This window comes from Parendozoicomonas sp. 209JJ7-1 (genome assembly GCF_058147085.1).
This window is the reverse complement of sequence record NZ_JBYVJU010000003.1, coordinates 1-25656: the sequence shown is the minus strand read 5'-3', so window position 1 is coordinate 25656 and position 25656 is coordinate 1. Positions and strand designations below refer to the sequence as shown.

Here is a 25656-nt window from a genome sequence, read left to right as displayed (position 1 = left end):
TTGTGAGCAAGGATTGAACAAGTTGTATTGGCTTGTCAGACCAGTGAGATGAGGATTTGGGCTAGAGCAGGCACACAGAAGGTATGCCTGCTTATTCAGGAATCACGCTACAGAGAAGTTAGCCAGCCTTTCGCTTTGCCAGCTCTTCAGCACGGAGGTCTTTACGAAGGATTTTGCCAACCGGTGTCATGGGCAGCTCGTCCCGGAACTCAACCTGCTTGGGCACTTTGTATGCCGTAAGGTTGGCCCGACAATACTCCCGAATAACCTCTTCCGTCAGGGACTTGTCCGAAGGAATAACGAACAGCTTCACGGCTTCACCGGTCTTCTCATCAGGAACACCAATAACCGCACAGTTCTCAACATCCTTGTGAGTTACCACAACATCTTCAATCTCGTTGGGATAGACGTTAAAACCGGAAACAAGTACCAGGTCCTTGATACGGTCAACAATTCTGACAAAACCATCTTCAGCGATTGTGGCCACATCCCCGGTTTTCAGCCAACCAGCCTCATCAAAGATTTCAGAAGTGGCATCAGGACGCTTCCAGTACCCCTTCATCACCTGAGGGCCTTTTACGCACAATTCGCCAGGCTGGCCAATCGGAGTTTCATTCCCCTCATTATCTACAGTTTTCAGGGCTGTACCCGGCACCGGCAGACCAACAGTACCTGACTGAATCATTTCCCCAACCGGGTTAATGGTGACTGCGGGGGAACATTCTGTCAGCCCGTAGGCTTCGGAGATGGTCGCCCCAGTCAATTTATTCCAACGCACTCCGGTATCCCCCTGGAGAGCCGTACCACCAGACAGAGTCATCTTGAGCTTGCTGAAATCACACTTCTCAAATTCAGGATGATTAAGAAGGCTGACAAAAAGAGTATTCAAACCGATAAAGGACGTGAATTGCCAGGGCTTAATCATCTTGATAAACATGCTGGTATCACGGGGGTTAGCAATCAAAATACTGTGATTACCCTGCTCAACCATGCTCATAAGATGCACTGTAAACGCATAGATATGGTAGAGGGGCAAAGGTGCGACAATGATTTCATTGCCCGGATCATTAATAGGATTGCCGGACTCATCATTCTGGGACAGATGGGCACTCGACTGCAGCATGTTGGCAATAATATTCCGGTGGGTAAGCATCGCACCTTTAGCAACACCTGTCGTACCACCGGTGTACTGCAGAACAGCCACATCGTCAGACTTGGCTGAAGCCGGACGCACATACTCTTTACCGGAACCAAGGCTCAGAGCCTTACGAAACTTCACCGCTACAGGCAGATTGTAAGGTTGCACCATTTTCTTAACGTATCTGGCGGCCATATTAATGACCTGACGTTTGGGTGTGGGCAGACAGTCCGCAATACTGGTAACAATCAAATGCTCAACGGGCGTATCGGCAATAATTTCTTCCACCAGGTGCCCAAACACATCCATGAACACAAGGGCTCTTGCTCCGGAGTCATTGAACTGGTGGTGCATTTCACGGGCGGTGTACAGCGGGTTTGTGTTCACGATAACCAGACCGGCCTTCAGAGCACCATAAACGGCAATGGGAAACTGAAGCAGGTTTGGCATCTGAATGGCGATCCGGTCACCTGGAGCCAGGTCGGTATAATTTTGCAGGTAAGTGGCAAACTTTGTACTGAGCTCATCAACATCCTGGTAAGTCAGGGTATGACCTATGCCAGTGAAAGCTGGGTTGTCCTTATGTTTGCCAACAGATTCTTCAAAAACTTCAAGGATAGAAGTGTACACGTCAGGATTAACAGAATCCTGAACACCTGGAGCACGCTTACCATTCCAGAATTGAGCATCCATAAGCGAATCACTTTTTTAATTATAAACTTCGTGGCAACTTCACTTCACGGTACCGGTTTTGTCATCCGGCCATACGCCCTGTATTGGAGCCCGGGTACCGCTCTCGAACAGAATTGGCTGTGATGCCAATTTCCCCCTGTCCGGCAGTCAATGGTTGCCCCCAGACACTCTGCCAGTCTAGTGGGACCAGCAGAATGCCCGCACATGATAGCGGCAAACACTTTCAATATCTAAGTTTGTACGTATTTTTTGGTGCAATATACGGAAAATAAGGTACAAAACAGGACGAAAGCAATTTTGATTTCACCCGCTATGATTGCCTGCGAACCGATGACAGTCTGCACACAACTCTGGCCACTACATGCCTGTGGCGGATAACAGACTGTTAATGTTTCTCTCTGCCGGACAGACGCAATGCCATGACAGAGTCCCCCAACACAATGACAAATCTAAAAATAAAAAGCACCGTCATTCAAAGAGCTGTATCCCTCCGCAGCATTATCCGCTCATCTTTCGCCTCTGCCCGGGAACTTCCCATTATGTTGAAAGGGTTAGTAATGCTGCTCACCCTGACTCCCGGAAAAAAAATGTCCATTGGCCTGCTGATGGAGCAACAGGCAAAGAAGCACCCGGACAAATGCTTCGTTGTTGATGAAGCCCAGAAACTGACTTACGAACAGGCCAATAAGCAGATAAACCGCATTGCCCACCTGTTGCAGAGCCAGGGTATAGGAAAAAACGACACTATTGGATTATTCCTGGAGAATCGCATTGAGTTATTGCTATTCGCCCTGGCCACCGTGAAACTGGGGGCCATCGCCACCATGATTAACACCAGCCAGCGCCGGGATACTCTGCACCACAGCATTAACATTACCAAGCCAAAGCTGATTATTGTTGGAGAAGAACTGGAACCGGCACTGACGGAAATCCGTTCGTCTTTTCCTGATAACCTGCGCAATAACCTGTGGTTTCAACCCGATAACAGCCAGGCCACAGCCCCCAGCGACTATCGAAGTATTCCGGAAGAAACAGCCAGTAAGTCCATAGAGAATCCAGCCACAACCCGCGATATAACCCTCAGCCAAAAGGCCTTTTATATTTTCACCTCCGGCACAACCGGTATGCCAAAAGCCTCCATCATGACCCATTACCGGTGGTTCAAGGCCCTGGCCGGAATAGGCACGGCCTCTCTACGAATGACTTCAGCTGATGTGTTTTACTGCCCACTGCCCCTTTATCACAATAACGCCCTGACCCTGACCCTCTCATCCGTAATGGGAGCAGGCGCAACTATGGCATTGGCCAGAAAATTCAGCGTTACCCGATTCTGGAAAGATATCAACCTTCACCGGGCCACAGCCTTCTGTTATATAGGTGAACTCTGTCGTTATCTTTATAACCAGCCTCCCCAACCCGGCGATGGTGTGAACCCTGTCAGGGTAATGCTGGGTAATGGGCTGCGTCCGGATATCTGGATGGAGTTCAAACAACGCTTCAATATCAACCATATTAATGAATTCTACAGTGCCAGTGAGTCCAATCTGGTGTTCAGTAATGTTTTCAACCTGAATTACACCACCGGTTTCTGCCCGCTGCCCTATGCCATTGTGCACTGGGATGTTGAGAACAGCTGCCCCTCACAGGACAGCAAGGGAAGGATGATTAAAGCGGGTAGGGGGGAAACCGGTCTGCTGATATCCAGAGTGACCAAAAGAAGCCCCTTTGATGGCTATACCTCAGCCGAAGAGAGCGCAAAAAAACTCCTCCATAGCGTATTTACAAAGGGCGATTGCTATATCAACACAGGTGATCTGGTTATCAACCAGGGTTGGAAACATGTGGCCTTTGCCGACCGGCTGGGGGATACCTACCGCTGGAAGGGGGAAAACGTCGCCACAGCAGAAATTGAAGCCATTCTTAACCACTTTCCCGGTATCAAGCATGCTGTTGTCTATGGCGTCAGCATCCCAGGAAGCGATGGCCGCGCCGGTATGGCGGCCCTGACCCTGGACAGCACCATTGCTGAGTTATCTCTCTCCGAACTGACATCTTACGTACGCGGTGAGCTGCCGGGATATGCCATCCCACTGTTTCTGCGCATACGGGAAGAGCAAAAAGTGACTTCAACTTTTAAATACCTGAAGGGTGAACTTAAGAAAGAAGCTTTTGACCTGAATCTTATCAATGACCCTGTCCTGACCCTCCAGCCCCAGGAAGATCGCTACCAGCCACTGACAGCCGGCCTTCTCTCACAAATTAATAAAGGAGAAATTCACTTCTAGCGCCCAACTTCAGTGGAACCAGCCTTCAGGGCTGGTTTTCTGACAGACTGCTTATCACCAGTGGAAATATCCATATCTCTCACATAACCTTTTCTTAATTAGGGGAAATCTCCCCGCAGCCGATTGAAGGATCATGACGCTGCGCCATAAGGTTACGGATAACACATATGGCTGAAGCCTGGGCCCTCAAAATTCTGTCTGGCCCCCATGTTGGGGCCGAAATTGCGCTGGATACGGGAACCTGGGTTCTCGGGCGTCATGAAGAGTGCGATCTGGTTCTGACAGATGACACTCTGGCTGAACGCCATTTTGAGCTGAATGTCGGCCCGGATGGTGTACAAGTGTCCAATCTGGCCCAGGGGCAGAACATCTACCTGTCAGGGGAAGCCCAGCCCACCAGCTTTACCCTTCCTTCCCACACTGTCGCTATGGCTGGCAGCCTTTATTTTGCTGTCGGTCAGGCTGGGCAGGCATGGCCCGAGTTAAATCTGGCCGGCCCGCCTGTTTCAGCGCCCACACCATCCCTCAGGCAGGAACCGGAACCAGCGGCACCCACCGCTAACAGCGAAACAAAAGCCAGCATTCCTGAAACTGATGACATTCCCATTATTGATGATCGTGTCGAAGAAGATGAACTCAAGGAACTGGTAGCAGAGGAAGCAGATCCCCAGAACAAAGCCCCCACTTATTTCAGCAAGCTTCTCGCGGCCCTGGGTGATATCTCTTTTGAAGGGATAGACATTATTGGCTGGGGGCGGAAACACCCCTTTATTGTTGCCGGCTCCGGTGCGGGTATCTTCCTGTGCTTGCTGATTGCCGGCTTTATCTGGCTGTGGACACTGACAGACCCTGAACAAAACGCCCTCGACAACATTACCCCTGCCCAACAGGCGGAAGCCACTATAAACCAAATGAACCTTCAGGATCTGCAGCTGAAAAAACTGCCTGATGGCTCCGTCCTGATCTCCGGCTATATCGCTGACAACACAGTCAAAAACAAACTTCTAACAGCACTAAACGAAGCCAATATTCCTTATAACTTTCAGGCTGTGGTGATGAATGAAATGAGAGCCACAGCCGCCACAGTTTTGGAACAGTATGAGTTCAAGCAGATGAATATTGAACTTGATACCACCCCCGGTTCTCTGGTTCTCAGTGGCTATGCCGCCAATCCCAAGGAGGTCAGCCGTATTCGAGATGTACTCAAACAGGAAGTCCATGGACTGGTTTCCATTGTCGATCAGGTGGAATACCAGGCCACCCGCCTCAAAGCTCTACGTACTATGTTGAAGGAAAAAGCCATCGCCCAGCGTATTCGGCTGATGGAAACGCCGGGAACAATTGTGCTTAAAGGCCGCCTTGCCGACGCTTCTCAGGGTTATCACCTCAAAGAGGTGGTTCAGGACTTTCGGGAAAAATACAAGGATCGCCCCAAGCTGGTAATAGATGTTGTCCTTCCTGCCACCGACCTGGCCACCATGCAGCCTCTCCTGAAAATTAAAAGCATCAGCCTCGGGCGCATCCCTTACGTAATTCTCGATAATGGTGAAAAGTACCTGCGAGGGGCGAAGCTGAAAAACGGATATATACTTGAACATATCAATCTGGAATATCTAACGCTCAAGCTAGGCCAGGAACGAATCAAATACTTTATTGGAGGAGCCAATGGCGGACAATGAATTCGTCTCGCTGTCAGTCACGGAAGACCGCCTGGTATCCGACAAAGACGGCAAATACAAAACCCAGCTGATTGAACAGCTGACCAGCGATGTGGAAGCCCTGAAACGCAAACGCAACAGCGGCCTTTCCCCGGAGCAATTCGCCAGCGTAGAGGCTCTGACAGCTGCCATTGATGATGCCATCAAGGTGATTGAACTGACCTGGCATAAACACCACGCGTCAGAAAAACAACACTGAGACGGAATCCAAAGCACAGCAGCTAAGCTGAGAACTTGAAAGGAATACCAGGGAGCAGGTTATGCCGCAGAACACCACAACACCACAGAACCTGAGTTTTGATCGTACGACAGAAAAACTCAGCAATCAGCTGCAAGAGTTTGAGAAAAATGTTCAGAGCCGAATGGAGAACCTTGATCCAAGTAACATGGCGGATCTGATCCAGTTCCAGCAGGAAATTAATAAACTGACCATGCTCTACAGCCTTGAGAGTGGTGTGATCAAATCCATCAAGGATACCGGTCAGAGCATAATCCAGAAAATAAACTGATTTATTGAACCTTCTTATCAGGACGACCAGATATGGTTAGCGCAGACACCCTCAGACTTCTTGCCGACATCGGCTTTATGGCAACCAGCAGTGGCTTCTCTCCACAGGCCAACTCTTTGTTCCGTGCCATAGAGCTGAACCGCCCCGACAGTGTCCTGCCCCATATTGGCAAAGCACTGAACTGCATGAATCTGAACAAGAATCAGGAAGCCTTGGACATTCTTGAGAAAGAAGCGTTAAAGATCGAGCCGGACAACCCAACAGTTCAGGCATTTATGGGAATGGCCTTGATGCTGCTCGGCCGCAGCAGTGAAAGTGAACGCTGCCTGGAGGGGTTAGTAGACAGCGATGACGCGCTGGCAGCAGGACTGGCCACCAACCTTCTCAATGAACTGCAGCAGCACGCCAACAAAAAATCGTCCCCCGGCCTTCACTAAGTATTTATGAAGGCTTTCAGGGCATCATCATATTACCACCAGTCATAGGTGGCGCAGCTCCCGAAGTTCCCTGCCCCAGCAACCCCAGATAATAAAGACAGCACCCACCAAAAGCCTCCAGTGTTCGCTGAAACTCCTCTGGAGCCAGCTCAGCCAGAGACACTCTTTGATACAGCTGATAAGAGCCAGAATCATTATCAACGGTCAAAACACTGCGCCGGCTTTTAATCAACTCCATGCTTTTGCTTAGCAACAGCCGGTTATCGGCCTGTCGCCGTGAACTCTCCTGCGCCATAGGAGCCAGTTCAGCCTGCAGGCAAAGATTCCCCGCCTCCTCAAGGCAGAATACATCCACACCTTCCATGGCAATCTTAAACCGACCACTTTCGTCAACAGGTTTTTCGATACCATTATTGCGGGCAAAGCGGGTTAGAAGCTCATCCAGATTCATTGCAGGCACTCTGACTTATTCACAGATAGATGTCGGCAGAACGCCCCGGGACTACAAATGAAAACGGGCTGCTGCGGGATTCACTGCAGCCCGTTTAAAGTCAGATCATCCGTTATCAGGCAAACGTGCGGGCCTGGCGGCTGTTCCGGTTGATGGCCGAGAGCTTACGGAAAACAACCAGCACGCCGGCAAACAGGACAGCAGTGGTCGCAAAACCCAGTATTGCGGACTGGGTGGCACCCATCACCAGGTAACCAACGAAGCAGACACTGGCCACTACTGTGCAGTAAGGCAGCTGAGTCACCACATGATCAATATGGTGACAGGACGCACCTGTAGAGGAAAGAATAGTAGTATCGGAAATGGGTGAGCAGTGATCACCGAAGACCGCACCCGCCAGCACCGCGCTCATCATCGGCATGATCAGGACAATTTCCGTAGCCGCAGCCATATCGCCGGCGATCGGCAGCATAATCCCGAAGGTACCCCAGCTGGTACCTGTTGCGAAAGCCATTGCTCCGGCAATCAGGAACATCAGGGCCGGCAGCCAGGAAGTGCTGATATTACCGCTGACCAGACTGGCCAGGTACTTACCGGTTTCCAGGTTACTAATCACATCCACCAGCACCCAGGCCAGAATCAGGATGTAGATAGCGCCCATCATGGACTTCACGCCGGCACCGAAAGCCTCCATAACCCGGCTTCCAGAAACCTCTTGACGGGACAGCATAATAAAGCTGACGATCAGGCCAATCATTCCACCAGTCAGCAGGGAGTTGGCCACATTGGTATTCTCAAACGCCCCCAGAATACTGAAAGCCTCTCCCGCTTCTGCCAGAGCCATAAAACCTGTACCGATAAGCGCAGCAATAGTGGTTAGCACCAGCACCAGTACAGGCACCACAAGATCAGCCACTGTACCCTTGCCGGTATCTTCAATTTCAGTCGAACCCATGGGTGTACCACGACTGCTGTCGAACAGTTCACCCTGGTCAGCCATCATCGCGTGGGTGTGCATCGGGCCGACATTCAGATCCATTGCCGCCACTGCGATTACCATGGCCAAAGCGAAGAAAGCGTACAGGTTCATGGGGATCATGAAGACAAACGCGGAGAAAGCACTGACATCCGTAACGCCGTGGGTCACCAGAATGGAACCAACCAAAGCGATAATGTATGCCCCCCAGCTGGAAACAGGGGTAATTACACATACAGGAGCTGCGGTTGAGTCAATCAGGTAAGCCAGCTTAGCCCGGGAAACCCGGTTCCGGTCAGTCAGTGGGCGACAGATATTACCAACCGCCAGGGCGTTGAAATAATCATCAATGAAAATGATCACGCCCATCAGAACTGTCAGCAGCTGAGAACCTTTCGCGGTGGATACCCGCTTTCTTGCCCAGTCACCAAACGCCCGGGTGCCGCCAGCAAGAGAGATAAAACTGGTGGTAATTCCGAGGCAGATCAGAAACAGGATAATAAAGACACTGCCGGTATTCAGCCCATCATCCCAGAATACGGAAGTCAGAGCGCTGAAAAGATATTTAGCTGTATCAGCCAGATTAAAACCGGTAAGCAGCAATGCGCCAGCAACGATACCTACCCCCAGCGACAACAGAGTCTTACGGGTCAACACCGCCAGACCTATTGCCACGACCGGTGCCAGAAGTGATAAAGGAGAAAAAGAGAAACTGATTAAATCCATACTGCTGATCTCTATTTTTCAGTACAGCTTTACGGGTCTGCCAGAAACTTGTAATTCCCTGCATCGTCGCAAACTGGTCATTAGTGATCAGGAGCGCAAACTATGAAATAAACCCGCACAACCCTTCAGCAACGCAGAAATCGGAGGAGGTTTTTTCAAAATTCGGTAGCACTCCACGGTTCCCTGCTTCCTGAAAACTTCTGGATTACAAAAGCTCCTGAAAACAGGCAAGCCCAGATAGCAAATGTACTGCTGGAAACCTGGATGAAATAACACGCAAAGCATCCTGATAACCGCAACACCGTGACAGTGTGCCGCCTCTTAAACGGCACCCCAGCCTACAGCTTTGACCTGCTGCAGACTTCGGCAAAGCTCCCTTCCCCCAGCTTCCATTGACGTCACTCAAAAGCCAAGTACTGATGAACCCTGCGCCTCTACCATTCAAAACCTGCAATCATTATGCACAGCCGATATAACACTCACAATGCGCACAATAACAAAACACGCATATTCCACACCCTAACCCGGATATTTCATAAACATGCTCCCGCTCTCGCTTGTTCCCTGCCGCTCTAAGGAGATTTGACTCAGTCGACCGTACACCCCGGTACGGCGCTTCTTCGCCAAACACCCTAGAGCAACAAGGCCCGACGCGATCTTCGGGGCAATTTATGAAATATCAGGGCTAATAGGCTGTTACCACAACAGCAAAAGTGTTCGTATACCTGACAACTTGAAAAAACATAGCAAAACGTTGTGAAAATGCGATATTTTCATGTCCCTTTATGAGTACCATCGTACGAAGAATATCAGCCTACCAAGCTACAACATTGCTCCTTCAATAACCGGTTATCAACACAAAATAAACCAAAAAAGCTGCTGAAGAATTCCCAGCAGCTTTGAAATGCTTCAATTAATAAATAAACACTTCAGAAATTATTCCCACTCAATAGTGGCCGGTGGCTTACTTGAAACATCATACGTTACCCGGGATACCTGGCTGATTTCATTAATAACCCGGCTGGACACTGTCTCCAGAAATTCATAGGGAAGATGAGCCCAGCGGGCTGTCATAAAATCAATGGTTTCCACCGCCCGCAGGGCAATCACATACTCGTAACGACGACCGTCGCCTACAACACCCACAGACTTAACCGGCAGGAACACCGCAAAAGCCTGGCTGGTTTTGTGGTACAGATCCGCTTTGTGCAATTCTTCAATAAAGATCGCGTCCGCTTCCCGCAGAATGTCGGCGTACTCTTTTTTCACCTCACCCAGAATACGAACACCCAGACCCGGCCCTGGGAACGGATGACGGTAAACCATATCGTAGGGCAACCCCAGCTCCAGGCCGATCTTGCGCACTTCGTCCTTGAACAGTTCACGCAGAGGCTCAACCAGTTCCATGGTCATATCTTCCGGCAGGCCACCCACGTTGTGGTGAGACTTGATCATATGGGCCTTTCCGGTTTTACTGGCGGCAGATTCAATGACGTCAGGATAGATCGTGCCCTGGGCCAGGAAGCGCACCCCCTTCATGCGGGCAGACTCTTCATCAAAAACTTCGATAAAGGTATTGCCAATTATCTTGCGCTTTTTCTCCGGATCTTCAACGCCGTGAAGACGGGACAGGAAACGGCTTTCGGAATCGGAACGGATAACCTTTACGCCCATATTCTCCGCAAACATGGACATCACCTGGTCACCTTCGTTCTTACGCAGAAGACCATTATCCACAAATACGCAGACAAGCCTGTCACCAATAGCCCGGTGTAACAGCGCGGCTACCACACTGGAATCCACGCCACCGGATAGGCCCAGAAGAACCATCTGGTCACCCACCTGCTTATGGACACGGGTAATGGCATCTTCAATAATGCCGGCCGGGGTCCAAAGCTTTTCGCAACCGGCAATCTCACAGACAAAACGTTCAAGAATACGGCCCCCCTGCAGGGTGTGGGTCACTTCCGGATGGAACTGCACACCATAAAAACGACGTTCTTCGTCTGCCATACCGGCAAACGGGCAGCTTTCGGTCCAGGCCAGACGACTGAAGCCTTCCGGCAAAGCAGAAACCTTGTCACCATGACTCATCCAGACATCCAGGCTCATCTGGCCGCCTTCAGCCACATGGTCCTGAATACCATCCAGCAGGTTGCCGGCTTCACCGATATTGACCTGGGCATAACCGAATTCCCGCAGGTCTGAGGTGGATACTTCACCGCCCAGCTGCTGGGCCATGGTTTGCATGCCATAGCAGATACCCAGAACAGGCACACCCAGCTCAAACACAACCTGCGGAGCCCGGGGCGTATCGTCACCGGTCACAGACTCAGGGCCACCGGACAAAATGATTGCTTTGGGAGCAAAATCACGAATGGACGCTTCGTCCATATCAAAGGCGCGAATTTCACAGTACACACCGATTTCCCGCACACGCCGGCCAATCAGCTGGGTGTACTGGGAACCGAAATCAAGAATTAAGACTCGCTGGGAATGAATATCCTGGCTCATAAGCGTTTTGATACCTGCAAACACAGCTGCCCGGGTGAAAGGCAGCTGTCAATTATTATCGGGTCATCCATCAATCAGGATTTATAGGTGGCAATATTCAACCGCCCGTAAAACAACAATCAGCAAGCCCGCAATCAACCTGCCCGATAGTTGGGCGCTTCCTTGGTGATAGTAACATCATGAACATGGGACTCACGCATACCGGCATTGGTCACCCGGACAAACTCCGGACAGGTACGCATGGTTTCGATATCCGCAGAACCGGTATAACCCATGGAGGCCCTCAGACCACCCATCATCTGATGGATTATCGCATTCAAAGCACCCTTGTAGGGAACACGGCCCTCAATACCTTCCGGTACCAGCTTGTCAGCCCCGGCATTGGCATCCTGGAAGTAACGATCACTGGAACCCTGGCTCTGTGCCATGGCACCCAGGGATCCCATACCACGGTAGCTCTTGTAGCTTCGGCCCTGGTAGAGAATAATTTCTCCGGGGGCTTCGTCGGTACCCGCCAGCATGCTGCCAATCATAACCACATTGGCTCCGGCAACAACGGCCTTGGCCAGATCACCGGAATAACGAATACCGCCATCAGCAATAACAGGAATACCGGTACCCTTCAGGGCTTCTGCCACATTGGACACAGCGGTAATCTGAGGCACACCAATACCCGTCACAATACGGGTGGTGCAGATAGAACCGGGACCAATACCAACCTTCACACCATCGGCACCCGCTTCAGCCAGGGCCCTGGCCGCTTCAGCGGTGGCGATATTGCCGCCAATCACCTGCACCTGGGGGTAATGCTTCTTCACCCAGGCAACACGATCAATAACACCCCGGGAGTGGCCGTGGGCAGTATCAACAATAATTACGTCAACGCCTGCATCAACCAGAGCCGCAACACGGTCAGGGGTTTCGGGGCCGGTACCCACAGCAGCACCGACACGCAGGCTGCCGGATTCATCTTTACAGGCACTGGGATAATCCTGAGACTTCTGAATATCCTTAACAGTCATCATACCTTTCAGGACGCCAGCAGTATCAACAACCAGGACCTTTTCGATGCGGTTCTTCTGCAGCAGACGCTCAACTTCAGCTTTGTCGGTCCCTTCCTGCACTGTGACCAGACGATCACAGGGCGTCATCAGATCGGTGACTTTTTTATTCAGGTCGGTTTCAAAACGCACATCACGGCTGGTGATAATGCCCACCAGTTCGCCGTTATCCAGAACAGGTACACCGGAGATATTGTATTGCTGACGCAGGCCCATCAATTCACAAATGGTGGCACAGGCTTCGATAGTGATAGGATCACGCACAATACCGCTTTCGTGTTTTTTAACCTTACGGACTTCTGCCGCCTGTTCTTCAGGGGTCATGTTTTTATGGATAATACCAATACCACCTTCCTGGGCCATGGCGATGGCCAGACGTGCTTCGGTTACGGTATCCATGGCCGCGGACAGCAGGGGAATGTTTAATTCAATGCCGCGGGTCAATTGAGTCTTCAGGGAAACCGACTTGGGCAGAACTTCCGAATAGCCGGGTACGAGAAGGACATCATCGAATGTGAGAGCTTCTTGAGCGATACGTAACATTTTTGCCGTCCAGTTAAGGAAAAGCTGGGTGTAAAAACCAGTGAGGTTCCACCTTGCTTCCATTTTCAAGGTAAAACATACACCAGAACCGACCGGATTGTGCCGGGGATGCACTCACAAGCCAGCTGAGCGAGGTAAATTCAGTCAATTATAAAAGTCCTTATTGCCTCCCACAATTCTTATATTTTTTGTTTTTTTCAGGGATAATATTACGGTTTGCCCGTGTAAAAGCCCTTATACAAATTCCCTGAAACACTGCGGTTCCTTATCAGCTCCAGAGAAATTGCTGATAACCGCCCATCCGGTAGCTGCCATGTCATACGATTTCAATCCTTCCAGCTACGGACCGCAGGGTTCACAGAATACCTATAGCGAGCCATCCGGTAATGACAAACGGGTGCTTTCCGTCAGTGACCTGAACCGTCAGGCCAAACGCCTTCTGGAGGTCTCTTTTCCTTCTGTGTGGGTAGAAGGAGAGCTCTCCAATATTGCCCGCCCCCGCTCCGGCCACTGGTACTTCACCCTGAAAGACGCCAGCGCCCAGGTGCGCTGCGCCATGTTCCGGGGGGCCAATAGTCGGGTGCGTTTTCAGCCCAAGGAAGGCCAGCAGGTACTGATTCGGGCCAAAGTCAGCCTGTACGAAGGGCGAGGTGATTACCAGCTGATTGCCGAGCATATGGAAGAAGCCGGCACGGGTGCTCTGCAGCGAGCCTTTGAAGAGCTAAAGAATCGCCTGTCCCGGGAAGGACTGTTTGCTCCTGAGTACAAACAGCCTCTGCCCACCATGCCATCCCATATTGCCGTGGTCACATCTCCGACCGGAGCCGCGATTCGGGATATTTTGACTGTGTTCCAGCGCCGCTTTCCGACCATGGAAATCACTGTGGTTCCAACCCTGGTTCAAGGTGCAGAAGCCGCTCCCCAGATTGTTCACGCCCTCGCACTGGCAGCAGGCCTCCCAGTGGATGCCATTATCCTCGGTCGCGGAGGCGGCTCCCTGGAAGACCTCTGGCCCTTTAACGAGGAAATGGTGGCCCGGGCTATAGCTGCCTGTCCTCTGCCCGTGATCAGTGCTGTGGGCCACGAAGTAGATTTCACTATTGCAGACTTTGTTGCAGATCATCGGGCACCCACACCTTCAGCCGCAGCAGAAATTCTCAGCCCGGACCAGCAGGAACTGCAGAATACTATTCTGGGTTACCGGCAGATGCTGGCCCGCCTGCTGGGCAACCAGATTCAACACCAACATCAGCATCTGAACCACCTGCGCCAGCGTCTGCGCCACCCTGGAGAGCGCCTGCGGGAACAGAACCAGCGTTTGGACGAACTGGATATTCGCCTGCGGCAGGCCATACAACACCACCTGCATCGACAGCAGTCACGTCTCAGCCAAAGCAGGGAGCAGCTTCGTCAACACTCCCCCATCAACACTCTGGCCCGTATGAGTACCCTGCAGCAGCAGCTGGACCAGCGTATGCGTCAGGCCATCACAGCCACCTTTGAACGTTTGAAAAGCGCACTGGGCCGCCAGGTGGCCGAACTGGATGCCTACAGCCCCCTGGCCACCCTTCAGCGGGGCTACGCCATTGTCCAGGCAGAATCCGGGCAAGTGATCACAGACAGCCAGACGGCCTCCCCCGGCGATAAAATCAGAGTCAGACTCGCAAAGGGACAGCTGATCTGCCGGGTAGAATTACAGGAATAACTGGCACACCTGTACTGTTCTACTAGGCTATCCAGCCCAACAGATAAGAACAGATTGCACAGGAACGACCGGTGCCCAGAACAGTAACTTCTTATTTCAGACAGGCTGCCCGCAGGGCAGGCATTTCCGGCGTTCTTTTCTTCAGCATACTGATATCAGCCACCGCTTCTGCCACAGAAGAAACCGAGCTCTCAGCTCAATCAAAGGCACTGGAATTTGAATACCAGAAACTGGAACAACAACTGGAATTCCTTGAGGAAGATAATACTGCTCAAAACAAAGCTCTCTCTGCCGGTGTCGCCGTCGCTATCGACCTGGCTCTGGAATTTATCCACTCCGCCAACCTGATGACCGCCAGTCCCGACTACTTTCTTCTCAAACCAGTTACCAGCCCCGGCGATCTCCATCACCTGTGGCAGGACTTTTTCAGGCAAACACTTCCACGCAGTTATTTGTCCGCCATTACAGCAGGACTGGTTACATGGTTCAGCGAAAACGGTTCTGCCCTGCCCTCTCTCTCAACCAGGGACACCCTCTGGCAACTGGCCGTCATTGCTGGAGGCATGTCAGGCATTTATGGCATTTTGAATTTGCGGATGGTTCACCAGGGCTCAAGCCGGGAGTACTTCGCATTTGGCGATTATCCGGATTCACTGATGGCCAACCTGCAGCCTGAAGCTAAACCCTGGTACGCCGCTGCCGCTGCCATGAACACCAGCAAACTCCTTTTACAGGCTGCCGCCGCAACAACCATGGTCTGCTGGAGCTATCTGCGCCGCTTTAAGAAACAGGTTAAGATTAACGATATTCGCAACAGCCTGATTCTTGCCAGGGAACGTATGCGACGAGTCAATCAGGAAGCTGTTCACTCAAAAACGACCATAGAACTGGTCAAAGAAAAACTGGCCGAACAAGGTCGGCCAGCTAAAAAGAAACGTCAGAAAAAGAAGACAACTGCTGAACCAACAGGCCAGGACAACCATTTACCCCAGCCTGATAAGCCCCAACCTGAACCCCAGCCTGAACAAACGGATGAAGTTAAAGGCTAATTAAGCGTTAATCTAATTATGGGTTAAATGGTACGAGCCTTATTTTTCAGCTTGTTCTTGTTGGGTCCAGCCTGTTTCACCTTCTTCTTTGGGTTTTTCGCCTGCATCACTCCATCGCGGTTTTTCATCCGCTGGTCACGTTTTTCCAACTGACGACGCTTGGCATTCTGGGCTTTTTGGGGAGCTTTCTTCTCCGCAAAAGGGTTCTCGCTGCCTTTGAATTCAATTTTCATAGGAGTGCCCTTCAACTTCAGCACCGTACGGAAAGTGTTTTCCAGATAGCGGGCATATGACGCAGGTACAGAAGAGGTCTGGTTGCCATGCACAACCAGCATCGGTGGATTATTACCGCCCATATGGCAATAACGCAGCTTGATTCTGTGACCACGAACCATCGGCGGCTGATGACTGGCTACCGCATCTTCCAGAATCCGGGTCAGCTGATTAGATGTCCAGCGCCCCATAGCACTGTCGTAAGCTTCTTCCACAGATTCATAAAGGTGGCCAACATTGGTGCCGTGCATGGCGGAGATAAAATGAGTATCCGCAAACCCGACAAAGTTCAAACGACGATCAAGCTCACGCTTAACATCTTCCCGTTCTTCCGACGTCATGCCATCCCATTTGTTAACGGCAATAACCAGTGAGCGCCCACTATCAAGCACAAAGCCCAGCAAGTGCAGATCTTGCTCAACAATACCCTCACGAGCATCCAGCACAAGGATAACGACATTAGCGTCCTCCATTGCCTGGAGGGTTTTAATAACAGAAAACTTCTCTACCGTTTCATGAACCTTACCACGACGGCGAACACCAGCCGTATCAATCAGAGTGTAACGCTGTTCAAAACGCTCGTAGGGAATGTAGATACTGTCCCGGGTTGTGCCAGCCTGGTCGTATACAACCACCCGGTCTTCACCCAGCATGCGGTTAACAAGTGTGGACTTACCAACATTAGGACGACCAACAACCGCCATCTTGATGCCGGCTTCCTCGTCATTAAGCACTTCTTTTTTAGCTTCAGGGAAGTCTTCCATCACCAGCTCAACCAGCTGACGGGTTCCCTTGCTGTGGGCCGCAGCAATGGGCAACGGGTCACCCAAGCCTATACTGTAAAACTCTGCCGCAGCGCTGTCGGCATCAACGGCATCTGTCTTGTTCATCACCAGCCAGACTTTCTTCTTGTTCCGGCGCAGGTGATCAGCAATCATCTCATCGGCGGCGGTCAGTCCGGCACGGGCATCCACCAGAAACAGAACGACATCAGCCTCTTCAATGGCCAGCAGGGACTGCTCCGCCATATGGGAATCAATGCCCTCTTCATCACCACTGATACCACCGGTATCAATCACGATATAACTTCTTTCATCCAGACGGCCTTCGCCGTATTTGCGATCACGGGTAAGGCCGGAATAGTCGGCAACCAGCGCGTCCCGGCTGCGGGTCATCCGGTTAAAGAGTGTTGACTTGCCCACATTGGGCCGCCCGACAAGGGCGATGACAGGAAGCATTCTATTATCGATCCAGAAATCACATCAGAGCTGCAGGCTTTTCACATTAGCCGTCAGCCACACGAGAAAAGCCTGCAGACAGAAAACAGCAAACGGCCACCTCTCGGCAGCCGTCCCTGACTCAGGTGATACAGACCGGCTGCATCACCATTCAAATTATTCAGCAGCGCGTTAGTTCAGTGTCAGCGCCGCCAGATCGCCGTTGTTGGCATAAACATAAATCATGTCGTCGACAACCAGAGGGCGGGCACGAATACCGGAAGAATCCACCTTCGTGCGGCCAACAATCCGGCCATCCACCTGGGAGATGATATGCAGGTAACCCTCAAAATCACCGGAAAATACATAGCTGCCCAGGCTCGCAGGGCCAGACAGACCACGGTGTTCCAGCTCTTTCTGGCTCCAGATCACGGAGCCGGTGCGCTGATCTACGGCCGAGATAACGCTGTCTGCACTGCTCAGGTAAAGGTTACCGAACCCTTCCGTCAGGCTTTCATAGCTGGAGGCTTCACGGGCCCACAGGATGCGGCCACTGCTGGGTTCAATACCAACGACATTGCCCTGGTAGCTGATCATGTACAGCACATCGCCGCTCAGCAGCGGAGCCGCATCAACGTCAACCATACGCTCCAGTTCAGAGGAACCACGGGGAACCGCCACTTTTGCATCCCACAGCAGGGTTCCGGTATCCAGACGGTAGGCCCGGGCTTCACCATTGGCAAAACCGGCATACACGACACCAGACTTGATAGTCGGAACTGAAGTTCCACGCAGGGTCAGGACGGGCTGCAGGGTTTCCTGCACCCACAAACGCTCACCAGAACTGGCTTTCAGGCCGGTAATGCGGGAATCAATGGTCTGCACAACCACAACACCATCACTAACCTGGGGAGCGGACAGCACTTCGCTGGACAGAGGGGCTTCCCACAGCTGCTTGCCATCTTCGGCATTCAGAGCCACAACATGGCCGTCACGGGTACCAACAAGAACCAGGCTCTCACCGGAACCCGCACCACCGCCGATACGGCGCTTGAGGTCCGAAGACCAGATTTCTTTACCGCTGGAGCGGTCAAGGGCAGTGACAGTGCCTGACGCACCGGCAGTAAAGATTCGCTCGCCATCAACGCTTGGGGTCAGATGTAGCCAGGCTCCTCCCTGACCATCACCAACATTGCGGCTCCAGACCTCTTTCACCGAAACCTCTTCCTTGAAATCAGGAAGGGGTTTCGGTTCAACGGCATCTTCTCCATCGCTGCTGCAACCAGCCAGGCCGATCAGGACCGTAGCCAGAACAGCAGAAAAAAATCTTTTATTCCGGGCGACAGGACTTTGCATCACTTGTTATTTTCTCCGGGCTTGGCCAGATCATCCAGTTTAAGTTGAACCAGTGGGCGGGGTTCACCGTTTTCCGCACCCAGGTCTACAGCCAGACGGTAAGCGTCGCGGGCTTCGTCCCTGCGTCCCAGAGCCAGCAGTACATCACCCCTGACATCCTCATAGGATGCTTTGAAAGCACCCAGCTGGTCAATCTGGTTGATCAGAGCCAGTGCTTCTTCCGCTTTATCCACATTCTGGGCAAGCAGTACACGAGCCATGCGCAGGCGGGCAATAATGGCCACATTGGCATCCGGCTTCTGCAGCAGCACCCATTCCAGCTGGTCATGGGCGGTATCCAGATCACCCGCCTCTACGGACTTACCAGCCTTCAGCAGGGCCGCAAACTGGGTGTAAACCGTGTCCCGATGGTCTTCCTTCAGAGTTTTGAGCAGGTTGTCAAAAGACGCCTTCTGCTCATCAGTCATCGCCTGGCCGGGCTGGACCAGGGAGAGATCCAGCAGTTCCTGATACAGGCCGGAGGCGACCTGCGCCTGCTCCAGGTTGTGGTTTTTCCAGGCTTTCCAGCCGTATACAGACCCCAGTGAAAGCACAATACCCAGCAGGATGGCTGAGCCATAATCCTTCCAGAACTGCTTGAGGGTCGCGACCTGTTCCTCTTCGGTACGCAAACTATCCACTCTGAACTCCCAAGTTCTTTATATAAGCTTTCTATCAATATCCGTCAGTCGGCTAACCAGCCATATCTTTGCGGGCAATAAACTGCTCAAGGGTACAGGTCTCCTGGGGGCGGTCCTCCCTCAGGAATTTCACCGTTACCGTGCCGTCACGCTTTTCATCTTCGCCGACAACCAGAGCAATACGGGCTCCGGAGCGGTCTGCACGTTTCATCTGGTTCTTCACGCTGCCACCGCCACAGCTTACCTGCAGTCGCAGGTTCGGGCAGGCTTCACGAACACGCTCCGCCAGCACCATGCCGTAATTGCCTGTGTCCCCAAAGGTCACGAGGGCAGCGTCAACAGCAGTATTAATTTCTTCCGGCACCAGCCCGCAGGTCTCGAGCAGCAGCACAAGACGCTCCATTCCCATGGCAAAACCACAGGCTTTGACCGGCTTTCCGCCCAGCTGTTCCACCAGACCGTCGAAGCGACCGCCACCACAGACCGTCCCCTGGGAACCCAGCGCGCAGGTGATCCATTCAAACACGGTTCGATTGTAGTAATCCAGCCCCCGCACCAGGCGCTGGTTCACTACATATTTCACGCCAGCGTCATCAAGAGTGGCGCATAAATGGGAAAAATGCTCTGCAGATTCTTCATCCATATAGTCATGGAGCTTCGGAGCCTCTGCCAGGGCTGCCTGTGTTCCTTTATCCTTGCTGTCCAGAACCCGCAGCGGATTGCTGTATATGCGGCGCTGGCTGTCTTCGTCCAGGGAGCCTTTCCGCTCTTCCAGGTAGGCTACCAGGGCTTCCCGGTAACGCTTGCGGGACTCAAAGTCACCCAGGGTATTCAACTCCAGGGCCACATGCTTATCCAGGCCCAGCTTTTTCCACAGACGCCAGGTCATCAGGATCAGTTCTGCGTCAATGTCCGGGCCAGCCATGCCAAAGGTTTCTACGCTCACCTGGTGAAACTGTCGGTAGCGGCCTTTCTGGGGGCGCTCGTAACGGAACATGGGGCCGGAGGTCCAGATACGCTGCTGCTGGTTATGGAACAACCCATGCTGGATACCCGCCCGCACACAGCAGGCAGTCGCTTCAGGGCGCAGGGTCAGGCTGTCACCGCCCCGATCTTCAAAGGTGTACATTTCCTTCTCCACCACATCAGTGTTTTCACCAATGCCGCGGGCAAACAAATGAGTGAACTCAATAAGCGGCACCCGCATTTCCCGGTAGCCATACTGAGCCAGAATATGGCGAACATTGCTCTCCAGCCAGGCCCAGGTCGGGGTCTGTTCAGGGAGAATGTCATTCATGCCGCGAATGGCTTGCAGCTGTTTCGCCAATGTTATTATCCTTCTTTCCGATGCTACTGACAGACGATAAATACTGTTAGCCGGGCAATATTAACCCAGAGTCAGCCGACCGACACCACTGGCGGACACCGGTATTTCGATATCTACCGGCTTGCCGTTAAAAAATACTGACTCTACGGCGCTGACATTGCCGAATTTGATTTTAAGGGGAGCATCCCCTTCCACCATCAGTTCACTGTTTGCGGACTTTACCGCAGAGAACAGCACATGGTTTTCTGCGTCCCGCACCTCAACCCAGCAATCCGCGCTGAAACTGATTTTGAGAGTCTCTTCTGCCTCGGCAGCTACTGATTTAATAGCTACTGACTTAATAGCTACTGCCTCAACAACAGGCGCAACTGTTTTAACAGAAGGTTTCGTAACTTCCTGTATCGCCGTTTCGGGTTCATCCGCTACAACTTCTGGCTCTGAACCCTCTGCTATTGTTTGCTCTGCCACTTGAGGAAGCTCTGGCACTTCTGGCACGTCTGGAACTTCTGGAAACATTGCTGTAACCCCATCGTCCTCTGCAGCAAGTGCCGAAATCTGATCAACCTGCTCCTCGGATCGCACCTCTTCAGCAACAGCAGCCGAAACTGATTCGACCTGTTGTTCCGCCGCCACAGCGGACGCTGTCAGCTGAGCAGCCGGTTCGTTCTGCCACCAGAATACACTTGCAGCAACAAAGCTGACCAAAAAAACCAAGCCAAAAATAATTACACCACGGCCACCGGGAGCACCATGATTATCCAGAGGTTTTTCCTGCAGCAGACGAGCAACCTGCTCGTCGGCCTGAACGGTCTCACCGTAAAGCTCCAGTATATTCTGCTCGTCCAGCTCAACCAGCCGGGCATAGCTGCGCAGATAGCCGCGAATAAAAGTGGTGCCGGGCAGGCTGTCGTACTCGCAGACTTCAATAGCCTGCAGGTAGGGAACGGAAATTTTCAGCCGTTCGGAAACCTGCTCAACAGTCAGACCTTTTTCTTCCCTTGCTGCGGCAAGAACCTGACCAGCCCTTTGGAAGTGTTCTTCGGTATTTTCTGTCTGAGTAAAATTAATGTCTTCAGTCATTCCGCAATGTTGCCTGGTACTTGCGATATTCCTGGGAGCCCGGATAGTAGCGGGCCAGCTGTTCAGCAAACTTATCCAGCCGTTCCTGATTCTTGAATATTCTAGCCAATTCAATACCTAACAGCAGACCACGGGCATCGGGGCGGCTATAACGGGTTAAATTCAGGTAGTTCTGGTAGGAGCGTTCCGCTTCCACATAATTACCATCATCAAAATAGATTGATGCCAGCTCCAGGCTGGCTTTGGGCAGATCAGGCTGCAGACGCAGTGCCCGCTGGAAATATTTGCGTGCCTCTTCCTGCTTACCAACGGCCAGAGCCACAAAGCCAAGGTTCTCAAAAGTACCGCCACGATTGGCGTAATAAACGTCTTCGGTTACCTTTATGAAAGTATCGTAGGCATCTTTATAGCGGCCCATTTCATACAACAGTACACCATAATTGTTCCGAACATCGGAAGCGTCGGGCTTGAGAGACAGGGAATGCTTGAAGCTCTCTTCAGACAGCTTAAGCTCGCCCTGACGCTGGTAAACGATGCCCAGCATCGCGTAAGTGCGTGAAGAGCGACTGTTAACCTTGAGAATTTCATCAAGACGGGCGATAGCCCGACCCGGCAGTCCCTGTTGCAGAAAGCCATAGGCTATCTCGAGGTTCCTCTGTTCGAAAACCTCCGGGTTCTGCACTCTGTTTTCATCCGGAAGTGTACTGACACAGCCACTTGTCAGCAGTGCCAGCAGTATCAGGGGTAAAGCCAGTGAGTAGCGTATCCGGTTATCCATAATTGGTCAGGAAGCTCTGTCTATGAACCTGACGGCCTCCGTCTGCACATTGCGTTGAGCTTCATAGCGGGCGCTCCGGCGAGTCTTGTCCATAACCGAACCCACCAGCTGGCCACAGGCCGCATCAATATCATCACCACGGGTTTTACGCACAGTGGTGTTGAAGCCAACGTCCATAAGAGCACTCTGGAACCGTCGAATCGCATTATTACTGGGACGTTTATATCCCGAATGAGGGAATGGATTGAAGGGTATCAGGTTAATCTTGCAGGGTACATCCTTGAGCAGGCGTATCAACTGCAGGGCATGCTCCGGCTGGTCGTTTACACCGGCCAGCAGGGTGTATTCAATAGTGACCACCCGGGAGTTATCCGGCAGGCTGTCCATATATTCATCAATGGCAGCCAGCAGCATCTTCAGGTTGTATTTTCTGTTAATGGGCACCAGATCATTACGCAGCGCATCATTGGGAGCGTGCAGGGAAACAGCCAGTGACACATCGGTCAGACCAACCATACGACGCAGGTTAGGTACCACGCCGGAGGTACTGAGGGTTACCCGACGCTTGGACAGACCATAGGCAAAGTCGTCCATCATCAGGTTCATGGCATCAATCACATTCTCAAAGTTGAGCAAGGGTTCACCCATACCCATCATCACCACGTTGGTGACGGAGCGCTCTTCGCTGGATGCGGGAACACCAAAAGATTTCACCGCCAGCCAGACCTGGCCGATAATTTCAGCGACTGTCAGATCCGAGTTAAAGCCCTGCTTGCCCGTAGAGCAGAAGCTGCAGTCCAGGGAGCATCCGGCCTGGGAAGATACACACAAAGTGCCCCGGCCATTATCGGGGATAAATACAGTTTCCACACAGCTGCCACTGGCTACACGTACCACCCATTTGCGAGTACCGTCTGTGGAAACATCATAGGAGACAACTTCCGGTCCCCTGATTTCAGCAATCTCCTTGAGTTTTGTTCTCAGAGCCTTACTGACATTGGTCATAGCATCAAAATCATCGACACCGAAGTGATGAATCCATTTCATAACCTGCTGGGCACGGAAAGGCTTCTCACCGATTTTTTCAAAAAAAGCGGCAAGCTTCTCTTTCGTCAGACCTAACAGATTGACTTTTTCAACACCCATAGATTTCATCACCTCGGAATCACATCATACCTGTCGGGACAGTACTTTCAGGTACTCTGTCAACGGGTACGCGGACAGATTTCGCTGTCCTCGAAGAAGTAAGCCACTTCCCGGGCCGCTGACTCAACAGCATCGGAGCCGTGAACAGCATTTTCATCAATAGTTTCCGCGAAATCAGCACGGATAGTACCTTCCGCCGCTTCCCTGGGATTTGTCGCGCCCATCAGTTCACGGTGCAGGGCAACAGCGTTCTCGCCTTCCAGTACAGATACAACAACCGGTCCGGAAGTCATAAAAGCGACCAGGTCGTTAAAGAAAGGACGACCCTTGTGTTCAGCGTAAAAGCCTTCTGCCTTTTCCTGGGAGAGGTGCAGCATCTTGCCAGCAACAATCTTCAGACCAGCGCTCTCAAAACGACTGTAAATCTTGCCAATAATGTTTTTGGCAACAGCGTCTGGCTTGATAATGGACAATGTACGTTCTACCGCCATCTGCTTTCTCCTGACTTATGCTTCTTTGCCGGGAATTCCGGCTGGATATTTATTATTCGGTTTACCGTAGATTTATCACACTTTCGTGGTACAAACGTGGCACAAAAGTGCAATAAACCAACACCGGGGACTTCATGAACCCGGCCCACCATGGAGGCAGATTCTAACCGAACAAATACCCATTAGCGAGCATACGCCAGGAAAGGGAAAACCGAAGACTTTGATTAGGATTGTTAGGACTATATTTTGAATAATCCCAGAAAAAACAACCAGGATTTATTCTTCCCATGGGAAGAATACCCAGCAGTCCTGCTCAACTTCTTTCAAGAAGGTATCAACCATCTTTTTACCCGCAGGCTTTGCAAAAACAGTGGCCACATGGGCCTGGGGCAGAAATTCACGCACCAGCCTGATAGTTTTACCAGTATCCACAAGGTCGTCCACCACCAGCCAACCTTCTCCGCCATCCTCCAGACTGATACTTTTCAGCAGCTGCAGCTCGCCCTGATCCTGATGATCGTAGCTGGCGATGCAGACTGTATCCACGTGAGTGATATCAAGCTCGCGGGACAAAACCGTCGCCGGTCCGAGCCCCCCACGGGTAATTGCCAGCATGCCCTTCCACTCCCTGTCTTTCAGCAGAGCGGACAGCTCCCTGGAATCCCTGTGAAACTCGTCCCAGGAAATATGAAGTTCCTGATGGTATGCACCTTCGGCCATGGCGATGTCCTGATAGAAATTAATTAACATTTACGACGCATTCTAGAATTCGCAGTACTGTATGCTGATTACTGGATAAAAAAAACCGCCATCCCGGCGGTTTTTTTTGTATCAGGTATTAGCGGACACGCTGAGAGCAGAGTGTGCAGGAGATACATCAGGGGGAGACTCTGTGGCTACAACTGATTCACCGGAGGCGCATCCGGTGAAAGGGAACCGTAACAGGTCATTAACGGCACGTCCTGGGGTTTGTCTCTGTGGAGGAAACAATATTTTCCGGCAATTTTTCCGGTTGTTTTCTGGTTGGAATCATATGTGTCCCTGTAGAAAACTGTAAGATTCGGGCTCGCTTCATCTTTTGTTATGCAGGTTTTCCCGCCCATTGGAGCAATATGTGAATAGTGATAACCCAGGGATGACAGACTCACGTCAACGGTTATATCCAGCGCATTGATAAGCACCGCCTCATGCCCCCACTTGCAGTGGGAATCCCATGCTGAGGCATATTTGTCTAGGGATACATATAAGCCATGTTGCCCCATCAGCGCACGCCCTGTTCTCACGACGTGTGTCTCGTTAATAATGGTATAGTTAAAGGGTGCAAAATCGACCCCGACCAGAAACGGGCCTTTGTTCAAATCTGCACAGCAATATGAAAGGCCAGAAAAATAGGGGCACAGGAGTTTACCCCTGTCGTAGTCTACGATTTTCCCGGTCTTGTCTTTCTTTGGAACCGCAGCCCAGACGCCTATGGGGGGAAATAATTCAGTACTTTCTATAAAG

22 protein-coding genes and 1 riboswitch are annotated in these 25656 nt (G+C 51.7%); of the genes, 7 read left to right on the top strand and 15 right to left on the bottom strand.

Annotation, left to right across the window (positions count from 1 at the left end; translation table 11 throughout):
• Window positions 1-118 precede the first annotated feature (118 nt).
• Complete coding sequence (locus ACY2RQ_RS03600) at window positions 119-1831, bottom strand: AMP-binding protein (RefSeq protein ID WP_490111594.1); 1713 nt, start codon at window positions 1829-1831, stop codon at window positions 119-121.
• A gap of 440 nt (window positions 1832-2271) precedes the next feature.
• Here ACY2RQ_RS03600 and ACY2RQ_RS03595 point away from each other — a divergent pair, with 440 nt between their 5' ends.
• The 5 genes from ACY2RQ_RS03595 to ACY2RQ_RS03575 all read left to right on the top strand — a co-directional run bounded on the left by ACY2RQ_RS03595 (window position 2272) and on the right by ACY2RQ_RS03575 (window position 6780).
• Complete coding sequence (locus ACY2RQ_RS03595) at window positions 2272-4116, top strand: long-chain-acyl-CoA synthetase (RefSeq protein WP_490111593.1); 1845 nt, start codon at window positions 2272-2274, stop codon at window positions 4114-4116.
• A 167-nt stretch (window positions 4117-4283) separates the two neighbouring features.
• Window positions 4284-5795: a type III secretion system inner membrane ring subunit SctD gene (sctD, locus tag ACY2RQ_RS03590; protein ID WP_490111592.1), complete on the top strand. Its 1512-nt coding sequence runs from the start codon at window positions 4284-4286 to the stop codon at window positions 5793-5795.
• The gene (locus ACY2RQ_RS03585) at window positions 5782-6033 is read left to right on the top strand and encodes an EscE/YscE/SsaE family type III secretion system needle protein co-chaperone (protein ID WP_490111591.1); all 252 of its coding nucleotides are present in this window, start codon (window positions 5782-5784) and stop codon (window positions 6031-6033) included. The genes sctD and ACY2RQ_RS03585 overlap by 14 nt, the downstream gene beginning before the upstream one ends.
• 61 nt (window positions 6034-6094) lie before the next feature.
• On the top strand, window positions 6095-6343 hold the full coding sequence (locus ACY2RQ_RS03580) for an EscF/YscF/HrpA family type III secretion system needle major subunit (RefSeq protein ID WP_490111590.1): 249 nt from the start codon (window positions 6095-6097) through the stop codon (window positions 6341-6343).
• Window positions 6344-6375: 32 nt separating this feature from the next.
• Entirely contained in the window at window positions 6376-6780 is a 405-nt protein-coding gene (locus ACY2RQ_RS03575; protein WP_490111589.1) for a tetratricopeptide repeat protein, read from the top strand.
• Between the two features lie 16 nt (window positions 6781-6796).
• On the opposite strand, the gene ACY2RQ_RS03570 is transcribed toward ACY2RQ_RS03575, so the two are convergent.
• From ACY2RQ_RS03570 to guaB, 4 genes are all read right to left on the bottom strand, one after another.
• Entirely contained in the window at window positions 6797-7231 is a 435-nt protein-coding gene (locus tag ACY2RQ_RS03570; RefSeq protein WP_490111588.1) for a CesT family type III secretion system chaperone, read from the bottom strand.
• A 115-nt stretch (window positions 7232-7346) separates the two neighbouring features.
• Complete coding sequence (locus ACY2RQ_RS03565; protein ID WP_490111587.1) at window positions 7347-8933, bottom strand: Na+/H+ antiporter NhaC family protein; 1587 nt, start codon at window positions 8931-8933, stop codon at window positions 7347-7349.
• Window positions 8934-9091: 158 nt separating this feature from the next.
• Window positions 9092-9378: riboswitch (Lysine riboswitch) on the bottom strand.
• Between the two features lie 491 nt (window positions 9379-9869).
• Complete coding sequence (gene guaA, locus ACY2RQ_RS03560; RefSeq protein WP_490111586.1) at window positions 9870-11447, bottom strand: glutamine-hydrolyzing GMP synthase; 1578 nt, start codon at window positions 11445-11447, stop codon at window positions 9870-9872.
• A 134-nt stretch (window positions 11448-11581) separates the two neighbouring features.
• Window positions 11582-13051 carry an IMP dehydrogenase gene (gene guaB, locus ACY2RQ_RS03555; protein ID WP_490111585.1) on the bottom strand — a complete coding sequence of 490 codons (1470 nt, stop codon included), beginning with the start codon at window positions 13049-13051 and terminating at the stop codon, window positions 11582-11584.
• Between the two features lie 313 nt (window positions 13052-13364).
• Here guaB and xseA point away from each other — a divergent pair, with 313 nt between their 5' ends.
• Both xseA and ACY2RQ_RS03545 read left to right on the top strand, forming a co-directional pair.
• Window positions 13365-14756 carry an exodeoxyribonuclease VII large subunit gene (gene xseA, locus ACY2RQ_RS03550; protein WP_490111584.1) on the top strand — a complete coding sequence of 464 codons (1392 nt, stop codon included), beginning with the start codon at window positions 13365-13367 and terminating at the stop codon, window positions 14754-14756.
• A gap of 71 nt (window positions 14757-14827) precedes the next feature.
• Window positions 14828-15805 carry a hypothetical protein gene (locus tag ACY2RQ_RS03545; RefSeq protein ID WP_490111583.1) on the top strand — a complete coding sequence of 326 codons (978 nt, stop codon included), beginning with the start codon at window positions 14828-14830 and terminating at the stop codon, window positions 15803-15805.
• 23 nt (window positions 15806-15828) lie between these two features.
• On the opposite strand, the gene der is transcribed toward ACY2RQ_RS03545, so the two are convergent.
• The 10 genes from der to ACY2RQ_RS03495 all read right to left on the bottom strand — a co-directional run.
• The gene (gene der / locus ACY2RQ_RS03540) at window positions 15829-17316 is read right to left on the bottom strand and encodes a ribosome biogenesis GTPase Der (RefSeq protein ID WP_490111582.1); all 1488 of its coding nucleotides are present in this window, start codon (window positions 17314-17316) and stop codon (window positions 15829-15831) included.
• Between the two features lie 171 nt (window positions 17317-17487).
• Window positions 17488-18651, bottom strand: coding sequence for an outer membrane protein assembly factor BamB (bamB, locus tag ACY2RQ_RS03535; protein ID WP_490111861.1), 1164 nt, complete (start codon window positions 18649-18651; stop codon window positions 17488-17490).
• Complete coding sequence (locus ACY2RQ_RS03530; RefSeq protein WP_490111581.1) at window positions 18651-19331, bottom strand: YfgM family protein; 681 nt, start codon at window positions 19329-19331, stop codon at window positions 18651-18653. The genes bamB and ACY2RQ_RS03530 overlap by 1 nt, the downstream gene beginning before the upstream one ends.
• 52 nt (window positions 19332-19383) lie before the next feature.
• The gene (gene hisS, locus ACY2RQ_RS03525) at window positions 19384-20658 is read right to left on the bottom strand and encodes a histidine--tRNA ligase (protein ID WP_490111580.1); all 1275 of its coding nucleotides are present in this window, start codon (window positions 20656-20658) and stop codon (window positions 19384-19386) included.
• A 60-nt stretch (window positions 20659-20718) separates the two neighbouring features.
• On the bottom strand, window positions 20719-21738 hold the full coding sequence (locus ACY2RQ_RS03520) for a RodZ domain-containing protein (protein WP_490111579.1): 1020 nt from the start codon (window positions 21736-21738) through the stop codon (window positions 20719-20721).
• Window positions 21731-22516 (bottom strand): type IV pilus biogenesis/stability protein PilW, encoded by a 786-nt coding sequence (gene pilW / locus ACY2RQ_RS03515; RefSeq protein ID WP_490111578.1) that lies wholly within the window; start codon window positions 22514-22516, stop codon window positions 21731-21733. Before pilW ends, ACY2RQ_RS03520 begins: the two co-directional genes overlap by 8 nt.
• Window positions 22517-22522: 6 nt before the next feature.
• Window positions 22523-23662, bottom strand: coding sequence for a dual-specificity RNA methyltransferase RlmN (gene rlmN, locus ACY2RQ_RS03510; RefSeq protein WP_490111577.1), 1140 nt, complete (start codon window positions 23660-23662; stop codon window positions 22523-22525).
• A 59-nt stretch (window positions 23663-23721) separates the two neighbouring features.
• Complete coding sequence (ndk, locus tag ACY2RQ_RS03505; RefSeq protein ID WP_490111576.1) at window positions 23722-24153, bottom strand: nucleoside-diphosphate kinase; 432 nt, start codon at window positions 24151-24153, stop codon at window positions 23722-23724.
• Window positions 24154-24429: 276 nt separating this feature from the next.
• Window positions 24430-24873, bottom strand: a complete 444-nt coding sequence (gene gpt, locus ACY2RQ_RS03500; RefSeq protein WP_490111575.1) for a xanthine phosphoribosyltransferase — start codon at window positions 24871-24873, stop codon at window positions 24430-24432.
• A gap of 176 nt (window positions 24874-25049) precedes the next feature.
• Window positions 25050-25656 (bottom strand): hypothetical protein (locus ACY2RQ_RS03495; RefSeq protein ID WP_490111574.1); only part of this gene is annotated, 607 nt, incomplete at its 5' end.